9 protein-coding genes are annotated in these 8,946 nt (G+C 67.7%); 5 read left to right on the forward strand and 4 right to left on the reverse strand.

The features are described 5' to 3' along the window. Positions 1-146 precede the first annotated feature (146 nt). Positions 147-359, reverse strand: coding sequence for a DUF3126 family protein (locus AB4Y99_RS21400; RefSeq protein WP_038358447.1), 213 nt, complete (start codon positions 357-359; stop codon positions 147-149). Between the two features lie 155 nt (positions 360-514). Here AB4Y99_RS21400 and AB4Y99_RS21405 point away from each other — a divergent pair, with 155 nt between their 5' ends. The 3 genes from AB4Y99_RS21405 to prmB all read left to right on the forward strand — a co-directional run bounded on the left by AB4Y99_RS21405 (position 515) and on the right by prmB (position 3,454). Further along, entirely contained in the window at positions 515-1,894 is a 1,380-nt protein-coding gene (locus AB4Y99_RS21405) for a serine hydrolase domain-containing protein (RefSeq protein ID WP_441524752.1), read from the forward strand. A 104-nt stretch (positions 1,895-1,998) separates the two neighbouring features. Then, entirely contained in the window at positions 1,999-2,340 is a 342-nt protein-coding gene (locus AB4Y99_RS21410; RefSeq protein ID WP_112764573.1) for a hypothetical protein, read from the forward strand. Positions 2,341-2,551: 211 nt separating this feature from the next. Then, the gene (gene prmB / locus AB4Y99_RS21415; protein ID WP_441524753.1) at positions 2,552-3,454 is read left to right on the forward strand and encodes a 50S ribosomal protein L3 N(5)-glutamine methyltransferase; all 903 of its coding nucleotides are present in this window, start codon (positions 2,552-2,554) and stop codon (positions 3,452-3,454) included. A 174-nt stretch (positions 3,455-3,628) separates the two neighbouring features. Here the strand turns inward: prmB and AB4Y99_RS21420 are convergent, their stop codons facing one another. Then, positions 3,629-4,951: a serine hydroxymethyltransferase gene (locus AB4Y99_RS21420; protein ID WP_441524754.1), complete on the reverse strand. Its 1,323-nt coding sequence runs from the start codon at positions 4,949-4,951 to the stop codon at positions 3,629-3,631. Between the two features lie 141 nt (positions 4,952-5,092). Between AB4Y99_RS21420 and AB4Y99_RS21425 the strand changes: the two genes are divergently transcribed. Continuing rightward, complete coding sequence (locus AB4Y99_RS21425) at positions 5,093-5,998, forward strand: LysR family transcriptional regulator (RefSeq protein WP_441524755.1); 906 nt, start codon at positions 5,093-5,095, stop codon at positions 5,996-5,998. Here the strand turns inward: AB4Y99_RS21425 and cysE are convergent. Both cysE and AB4Y99_RS21435 read right to left on the reverse strand, forming a co-directional pair. Next, complete coding sequence (cysE, locus tag AB4Y99_RS21430; protein WP_441524756.1) at positions 5,989-6,837, reverse strand: serine O-acetyltransferase; 849 nt, start codon at positions 6,835-6,837, stop codon at positions 5,989-5,991. The two genes, AB4Y99_RS21425 and cysE, sit on opposite strands and share 10 nt — an antisense overlap. 188 nt (positions 6,838-7,025) lie before the next feature. Beyond that, positions 7,026-7,793 (reverse strand): alpha/beta fold hydrolase, encoded by a 768-nt coding sequence (locus AB4Y99_RS21435; RefSeq protein WP_038359891.1) that lies wholly within the window; start codon positions 7,791-7,793, stop codon positions 7,026-7,028. Positions 7,794-7,892: 99 nt separating this feature from the next. Here AB4Y99_RS21435 and AB4Y99_RS21440 point away from each other — a divergent pair, with 99 nt between their 5' ends. Continuing rightward, positions 7,893-8,882 (forward strand): heparan-alpha-glucosaminide N-acetyltransferase, encoded by a 990-nt coding sequence (locus AB4Y99_RS21440; RefSeq protein ID WP_441524757.1) that lies wholly within the window; start codon positions 7,893-7,895, stop codon positions 8,880-8,882. Positions 8,883-8,946 lie beyond the last annotated feature (64 nt).

Here is an 8,946-nt window from a genome sequence, read left to right on the forward strand (position 1 = left end):
GCGCCGGCTCGCCCATTCCCAGCCCTCATCCTGAGGAGCGCTCCAGGAGCGCGTCTCGAAGGATGTTTCAGGAAGCTCCGAGCCCTCTGGAGCATCCTTCGAGACGCAAGCCGCGCTTGTTCCTCAGGATGAGGGCTGGAAGCGGATTAGCCCTCGAGATCGACGTCGAGGATCGCCATGGTGAAGTTGAACGAGCGGTCGCCGTCCTCGTCGTCGACATGGATGATGCCGATATATTCCTCACCCAGATAGACCTCGGCCGAATCGGTCTTCTTCATCCGCGCCCGCACGGAGATGTTGGTGTTGCTGAAGGTCCGGCGCAGATAGTCCTGCAGCTTGGCGAGTTCTGTCTTGTCCACGGTCTGTGTCCCTTTCGATTGGGCGGGAGCGATGCCACGCCGGGCCGCACAGGGCAAGCAAAAGCCGGCATCGTTCCGTCGATCTTCCCCCCGCTTGCACCCCGGGCTGCGATCCTTAGCATGCGCCTCTCCCATCCTGAGGACGGATCGCATTCATGACGCCGTGGCTCCCTTCCGCCCTCGCCTATGTCGCGAGCTGGCTCGATTTCCAGCGCCGCCTGCACGACCAGCCGGGCGTGGCCATCGCCGTCGCGAACGGCGGCGAGATCGCGCTCGAGGCCGCCTTCGGCAGCGCCGATCTCGCGACCGGCGAAGCGCTGACGCCGCGCCACGGCTTCCGCATCGCGTCCCATTCCAAGAGCTTCACCGGTGCCGGCATCTTGCGCCTCGTCGAGGACGGCCGGCTGCGGCTCGACGACGCGGTCGGCTCCCTGATCGACGGCTTGCACCCCGACATCGCCGCCGTGACGATCGGCCAGGTGCTCTCCAACAGCGCCGGGCTGACGCGCGACGGGCCGGACAATGGCCAGTTCTTCGACCGCAAGCCCTATTGCGACAGGGCCGAACTTCTTGACGACCTCGCCGAGCCGCCGGTCTTTCCGGCCTCTCAGCGCTTCAAATATTCGAACCACGGCTTCGGCCTGCTCGGCCTCGTCATCGAATCCGTGACCGGCCTGAGCTACAGCGAATGGATCACCGACGAGGTCGTGGCGAAGGTCGGCCTCACCGAAACCAAGGCCGATATCGAGCTCTGGGGCCATAGGCCGATGGCGAAGGGCCATAGCGGCACGCAGCCCCTGGGTTACCGCGTCGTCATCCCCGGCGACAATCCCGGCCGGGCCATGGTTTCGGCAGCGGGCTTCGTCGCCACCGCCGCCGATGTCGCCCGCTATTTCGCCCAGCTCTCGCCGCAGGCCGAAACCAGCATCCTCACCCCCTTGAGCCGCCGCGAGATGACGCGACGGCTCTGGCCGGACGACGAGGCGAGCCTCGGCCGCCATTATGGGCTCGGCACCATCTCGGGCGGCGAAGGCGCCTGGCGCTGGTTCGGCCATTCCGGCGGCTTCCAGGGCTTCATCACCCGCACCTGCGTCTTCCCTGCGCAGGACCTGACGGTGTCCGTCCTGACCAACGCCATCGACGGGCTCGCCCACCCCTGGCTCGACGGCGTCGTCCACATCCTGAAAACCTTCTCCGAGCGCGGCGCGCCGCCGGCCGGGACCGAAGACTGGAATCGCCGGGGCTGGTGCATCTGGGGCGCGGGCGATCTGGTGCCAGTGTCCGACCGCGTCCTCATCGCCAACCCCGCGCTGTTCACCCCCTTCCTCGACGCCGGCGAGATCACGCTCGATACGCCGGATCACGGCCGCATCATCCGCGCCTCCGGCTTCAACAGCCCGGGCGAACCGGCCAGGCTGATGCGGGACGAGGCCGGCGCGGCGCAGTCGGTCTGGCTCGGCGGCGGCCGCTTCGTCGGCGAGGAGGATATGAAGGTCGAGATGCTCGCCCGCTATGTCGAGAAGGCGGCCGGCTGACGCCGTTGCGACGCACACCGATCCATACGGGGTAGCCGGAACCGGGTGCTCCGCCATGCATTCGCCGCCTTTCGCGCCGCAAACTTGCGGGTGAGGGCTGGCCGATGCGCTTGATCGCTTCATTCGCCATGGTGGCTATCCTGGCTGTGGGAGCGGCGCCGGCGCTTTCGCATCAGGCCCCAACTGGCTGGGACTATCCGTTCTACTGCTGCTCCGGCGCGGACTGCGCCCCGATCGCGGCCGAGACCGTGCGCGAAGGCCATGGAGGCTTCATCGTCACCGTCGCGCCCGGCACGCACCCGATGTGGCCGACCGAACGGCGCCAGCCGTTGATCCTCGAAATCCCCTATGACAAGGCCAAGGAATCGCCCGACGGCCATTTTCATCTCTGCATCGACGATGCCGGAGATCTGCTCTGCTTCTTCGCCCCGGCCGGCAGTTCCTGACGCGGACGACGCGCTACAGCATCGGACCGAAAATTGTATTCGGTCCGATGCTGTAGCTCTTTGTTTTTACATCGGCTTTTCCCGAAAACCGCGTGCCACTTTTCGGGCCGATGCTCTAAGCCATGCGGCTCGTCCGGGAGGGAGACCGCTTGGCGCTTTCCCTCGCCGCCCTGTAAGAGGCTGCGACGCCACCCGGACAAGCCGCCCGACGATGACCGCCCTCGACGACCTCCTCACCCTGCGCGATCTGCTGCGCTATGCCGTCTCGCGCTTCAACGCGGCGGGGCTGAGCTTCGGCCATGGCACCACCAACGCGCTCGACGAAGCCGCCTTCCTGCTCCTGGAGGCGCTCAAGCTGCCGGTCGACGACATCAATCCCTGGCTCGATGCGCGCCTGACCCGCAGCGAGCGAGCGCGCCTGCTGGACCTGATCGAGGCGCGGGTCACCACGCGCAAGCCCGCGCCCTATCTCGTCGGGCGCGCCTATATCCACGGCCTCGGCTTCCGGGTCGATGAGCGCGTCATCGTCCCGCGCTCCTATATCGGCGAGCTCCTGATGCGTGGCGTGCTCGAATCGGAAGGGCTCGGCCTCGTCCCGGAGCCGGAAGCCGTCGATCGCGTGCTCGACCTCTGCACGGGCTCCGCCTGCCTCGCCATCATCGCCGCCGGGCGCTTTCCCAATGCCGAGGTCGATGCCGTCGAACTCTCGCCGGACGCGCTCGATGTCGCCCGCCTCAATGTCGCCGATTACGATCTCGGCGATCGCGTCCATCTGCTCGAGGGCGATCTCTTCGCCCCGCTCGATGGTCAGCGTTACGACCTCATCATCGCCAACCCGCCCTATGTCACCGCCGAGGAGGTCGCCGCCTTCCCGCCGGAATATGCGAGCGAGCCGCAGATGGCCCATATCGCTGGCAACGACGGGCTCGACCTCGTGCACCGCATTCTGGCGCAGGCCCGCGCCCACTTGAATCCGGGCGGCGCGCTCCTCTGCGAGGTCGGCACCGGGCGCGAGGCGCTCGAAGCCGCATACGACCTGCCCTTCACCTGGCTCGACACCGAGGAGAGCGAGGCGGAAGTCTTCTGGATCGGCGAGGCGGATCTGCCGGGCTGAACGGCAGAGCCGAGGCAAGCGCGCTACGCTTGAGCCCGAACCCTATTGACTGCAACAGAGCGTCATTCTCGGGCGGAGCGAAGCGCAGACCCGAGAATCTCTCGCGAGAAGGGACTTCCGAGCCTCTCGGTCACGAGATGCTCGGGTCAAGCCCGAGCATGACGATGCGGTCGTTCAGCGCATGAAATGCAGCTCGCGGAAACGGCCGCGGAACGCCGTCACGTCCTTCGCCACCGCCTCGGCCGGACGCGAGCCGTTCAACCCCTCGGCGATATAACCCGCCAGCTCCGGCATGTCGGCGGCCGTCATGCCAAAGCGCACGATCTCCGGCGTGCCGAGCCTGAGCCCGTTCACATCGCCCTCCACCGCCGGCAGCGGCAGGCCGATGCCGCAGGACAGGATATTGACCGCGCGAAGCCGCTTCGCTGCCGCCTGCCCACCGCCATAGGGCGCGGCTTCGATGGCGAACTGATGCGAGGTCGTCATGCCCCGGTCGCGGGCGAAGACCGGCACCTGCCGCTCTGACAGAGCCTCGGCCAAGGCCTTCGCTGTCTTGGCCATCTCCTGCGCATAGGCGCGGCCATGCGCCTTCCAATCGAGGAGCGAGACGGCCAGCGACGCCGACTTGGCTGCATCGAAATTGGCGGTGAGGCCGGGATAGGCGATGGCGTCGAGCTTTTTGGCGATCTCCGCATCGTTGGTGACGATCAACCCTGAAGGCGGCCCGCCGAGGCTCTTATAGGTGCTCATCGTCATCAGATGAGCACCCTCCTCCAGCGGCTGCTGCCAGCCATGGCCGGCGATCATGCCGGACATATGCGCCGCGTCGAACAGCACGAGCGCTCCGACCTCGTCGGCGATGGTGCGGATCTCGCGGATCGGATGCGGGAAGAGATTGAGGCTGCCGCCGATCGAGATCAGCTTCGGCCGGAGCCTGAGCGCATCCGCGCGCAGCTTTTCGACATCGACCGTGTACTTCACCGGATCGATCGGCGCCGGATGCGTGACGATGCCGTAGAGCCCGGCCGCGCCCGCGCCGTGATGGGTGACATGCCCGCCGATCTCGCCCGGCGGCGCGATGATGCAGTCGCCCGCCTTCGCCGCGACCATGAAGGCATAGAGATTGGCGATGGCGCCGGAGGGCACGCGGATCTCCGCATATGTCGCGCCGAAAACCTCGGCTGCGAGCTCGGCCGCGATCACCTCGATCTGCTCGATCGCCTCCAGCCCCATCTCGTATTTGTCGCCGGGATAGCCGAGCGAGGGCCGCGCCCCGATCCCCGCCGAGAGCAGCGCCTCGGCCTTCGGGTTCATGACATTGGTGGCCGGGTTGAGATTGACGCAATCGCGCTCGTGGATGGCGCGRTTCTCGGCGGTCAGCGCCGTAATCCTGTCCGCGATGGCATCGAGCGGCTGGCCCGCCGTCTCGCCGGCGATCCGCTGGATATAGTCCTCGCTCGCCTGCGGCACCCAATCGCGCCTGCCCAGAGCCGTCATGCCCCATCCTCCACTTCAGCGATTGTTGTCCCGGTGCCTGTTTGGGACCTGAGCCATCTCATCGGTTTGCCGCGTCGCGCGCAAATGAGTATTCATGGCCAGGAGGATGAGGAAATCTCAGCCTCGACCCGGAGCTTCCCCTTGCCCGTCAAGCCGCCGCGCCCGCGCCTGCCCCCGCTCACCGCCTTGCGGGCCTTCGAGGCGGCTGCGCGGCTGGAAAGCTTCGCCAAGGCGGCGGAGGAAATCGGCGTCACGGCCGGCGCGATCACCCAGCAGATCCGGCAGCTCGAAACCGGGCTCGGCTTCCCGCTGTTTCGCCGGCTGCCGCAAGGCGTCGCCCTGACGGACGCGGCGCGCGAGGCGCTGCCCAGGCTGACACGCGGCTTCGACATGCTCGGCCAGGCGGTGCAGGCCCTGCGCGAAGCGCAGCCGCACCGGCCGCTCGCCATCGCCGCCCTGCCCTGCATCGCCCAGCTCTGGCTCTCGCCGCGTCTGGGCCGGTTGCAGCAGGCTTTTCCGGAACTGCAGGTTTCCGTCGCGGCCATGGAGGAGCCGCCGGACCCGCGACGGGACCCCTATGATCTCTCGCTGTTCTATCGGGACACCGTCGCGGAGCCGGCCGCGATCCAGATCGGCCCCGACGCGATCCTGCCCGTCTGCACGCCCGCGCTGGCCGGCCGGCTGGCTTCACCCGCCGATCTGGCGCGGCAGACCCTGCTGCACGATGCCGTCTGGCGCGGCGACTGGGCGCGCTGGCTCGGCTTCGCCGCGCCGGAGGTCAAGGTCGATGCAGGGCGCGGGCCGGCCTTCTCGCTCTATGCCCTGGCGCTGGATGCGGCGCTCTCGGGCTCCGGCGTGCTCATGGGCCGGATGAGTCTCGTCGCACCCCTTCTGGCCGCTGGCCGGCTGGCTGCGCCCTTCCGGCAGGCCATGCCGACGCCGGACAGGCTCACCTTGAGTCCAGCCACAGGCTCCGGTGCGCATGCGCGCCGGGTCGAGATCATGGAATGGCTTGCCGCCTCGGCGGGCGAAGCGGCTCAGATATAGGCGCCGCAATCGCCGCCAAGAATCTGGTCCATCGAGCGCGACGGCTCGGCGCAGCCGGCCTCGCCGACGACCTTGGCCGGCACGCCCGCCACCGTCTTGTTGCGCGGCACCGGCTGGAGCACGACCGAACCGGCCGCGACGCGGCTGCACTGGCCGACCTCGATATTGCCGAGGATCTTGGCGCCGGCGCCGATCAGCACGCCCTTGCGGATCTTGGGATGCCGATCACCGCCCTGCTTGCCCGTGCCGCCGAGCGTGACGCCGTGCAGCATCGAGACATTGTCCTCGATCACCGCCGTCTCGCCGACGACGAGCCCGGTCGCATGGTCGAGGAAGACGCCCTTGCCGATCCGGGCAGCCGGGTTGATGTCGGTCTGGAACACTTCGGAGGAGCGCGCCTGAAGATAGAGCGCGAAATCGCGCCGGTCCCGCATCCACAGCCAATGCGCCAGCCGGTGGCATTGCAGAGCGTGGAAGCCCTTGAAGAACAGCACCGGCTCCAGCACGCGGTAGCAGGCCGGATCGCGGTCGAGCACGGCCATCACATCGGCGCGCATGCCGATGCCGATCGTCTCGTCGCTCGCCATCGCCTCGGCGAAGCCCTGCTCGATCAGGTCGGCCGTCACGGCCGGATGGCCGAGCCGGGCTGCGACGCGATGCGCGACGGCGCCTTCGAAGCTCGGCTGGTTCAGCACCGAGGCGACGATGAGCGTGCCGAGCGCCGGCTCGGCGGCGACGGCGGCCTCGGCCTCGCGGCGCAGGCGCGACCAGACGGGATCGACCCGGTCGAGGCCGCTGGCGGCATCGCGGATATCTACGGCGGAGTGCCCTGACGGCATGATCGTTCTCCGGGAATAACCGTTCGGCAGAAGCCTAGACTAGCACCAGGAAGGGGCCAGAGGCCAAAGGCAAACGCAGAGCGGGGTTGAATCAATATGGAAGGCAGCGGAATCAGCGCGTGAACCGTTTTTGACAACACATTGGTTTCGCCCGCATTTCGGAGGAACCTGCTCGCACGCCGTCCATCTCACAACCGCGCGAGGAAGTCGAGCACGGCCTGCTTGTGGCTCTTGTCGCCCACCGCGAGATTGTGGTCTCGCCCGACGATATCGAAGGACTCGGCACCGGGAATGAGCTTCGCCAGCTCCGGGCCGGAGCCTGAGACGTCGTCCTTCGTGCCGACGCTGATCAGGGTGGGCACCGAAATCTGGCCGACCTGCCCGGCCGTCAGCGTCTGGCGCGAGCCGCGGATGCAGGCGGCCAGCGCCTTGAGGTCGCTCTTGGTCTGTTCGGCGAAGGCGCGGAACATGCGCTGCATCGGATCGGTCAGGGTAGCGAGCGACGGCGCCTCCATCGCATCGGCGATGCCGATCGGCAGCCCCACCCCTTCGACCAGATGGATGCCGAGCCCGCCGAGCAGCAGCGCATTCAGCCGCTGCGGATGCGCCAGCGCCAGATGCGCCGAGATGCGCGCGCCCATCGAATAGCCCATCACCGCCGCGCGCGGGATGTCGAGATGGTCCATCAGCCGGCGCACATCCTCGGCCATGATCTGCGAGGAATAGGCCGCCGGGTCGTAGAGCTTCTCGCTTTCGCCATGGCCGCGATCGTCGAGGGCGACGACGCGGTAGCCGGCATGGGTCAGCGTCTTCGTCCACTGGGTGTTGACCCAGTTGATGACATGGCTCGAGGCGAAGCCGTGGACGAGCACCACCGTCTCGTGCTTCGGCACATCGCCGGTCGGCGCGAGGTCGACATAGGCGATCCGCACGCCGTCGGAGGAAAAGCTCTGCATGGGTTCCGTCATGGAGGTCCGTTCGACTGTCGCCTTCCCTGCCATGCCCAAGCCACTTTGGGTAGCCGCCAGCGCGCCGCTTGCTTATGAACGACGGCCATGACCGAGCCTGCTGCAACCGCTTCGCCCGCGCCGACCCCGGCCTCCCTATCGAAGGGCGGCCGAATCCAGCTCGTCGATCTGGCGCGTGGCATCGCGCTGCTGGCGATGTTCATCTTCCATTTCGCCTATGATCTGTCGAATTTCGGGCTGATCGAGACCGATATCGCCTTCGAGCCGGGCTGGCGGCTGTTCGCACGCTGCATCGCCGGCTCCTTCCTGGTCGTGGTCGGCGTCAGCCTCGTGCTGGCGACGCGCAAGGGGCTGAATCGCAACGCCTTTCTGAAACGCCTGGCCATGGTCGCCGCGGCTGCCGCTCTCGTGACCGTCGGCACCTTCTTCGCGATGCGCGAGAACTTCATCTTCTTCGGCATCCTGCACCATGTCGCGGTCGCGAGCGTGCTCGCCCTGCCGTTCCTGCGCCTGCCGGTGCTCCTCGTCATCCTCGCCGCGGCGCTCGCCTTCGCCCTGCCCGCCTTCGTCGCGAGCCCCCTGCTCGACCAGCCCTGGACGGTCTGGCTCGGCTTCTCRCATGCGCCGWTCCAGACGGCCGATTTCGTCCCGGTCTTCCCCTGGTTCGGCTGCGTGCTCACCGGCATCGCGCTGGCGCGTCTCGTCCTGCCCCGCCTCGACGGGACGGCCGCCGCGAGCTGGCGGCCACGCTCGTGGCCAACCCGAATCATCTGCTGGGGCGGCCGCCATAGCCTGCTGGTCTATCTCGTCCACCAGCCGGTCTTCATCGGGCTGATCATGCTGGCGACGCAGATCGCCCCGCCGCTCTCGCCGGATGAGCGCGCCTTCCGGGCCGAATGCCAGCGAAGCTGCGCGGGGCCCTCGAACTCGCAACAGATCTGCCGGGAGGTCTGCGCCTGCACCGTGGACGGCCTCAAGCGCGAGAACCTCTGGCAGAAGGCGCTCAGCGATACGCTGTCCTCCGAGGAAAGCACCCGCATGACCCGCCTCGCCCAAGCCTGCCTGCGCGGTCCGTAAGGCGAAACGCGCCGGTTTCGCAGCCTAAACAGGCTCTGGCATCTCGCGCCCTGTCGGGATAGGT

The sequence above is a fragment of the Allobosea sp. TAB14 genome (genome assembly GCF_052113865.1).
Taxonomy (GTDB): domain Bacteria; phylum Pseudomonadota; class Alphaproteobacteria; order Rhizobiales; family Beijerinckiaceae; genus Allobosea; species Allobosea spartocytisi.

Coding starts and splice junctions, on each gene's coding strand:
- AB4Y99_RS21405 (WP_441524752.1), top strand. CDS start 515: ATGACGCCGTGGCTCCCTTCCGCCCTCGCCTATGTCGCGAGCTGGCTC.
- AB4Y99_RS21410 (WP_112764573.1), top strand. CDS start 1,999: ATGCGCTTGATCGCTTCATTCGCCATGGTGGCTATCCTGGCTGTGGGA.
- prmB (WP_441524753.1), top strand. CDS start 2,552: ATGACCGCCCTCGACGACCTCCTCACCCTGCGCGATCTGCTGCGCTAT.
- cysE (WP_441524756.1), bottom strand. CDS start 6,837: ATGCCGTCAGGGCACTCCGCCGTAGATATCCGCGATGCCGCCAGCGGC.
- AB4Y99_RS21435 (WP_038359891.1), bottom strand. CDS start 7,793: ATGCAGAGCTTTTCCTCCGACGGCGTGCGGATCGCCTATGTCGACCTC.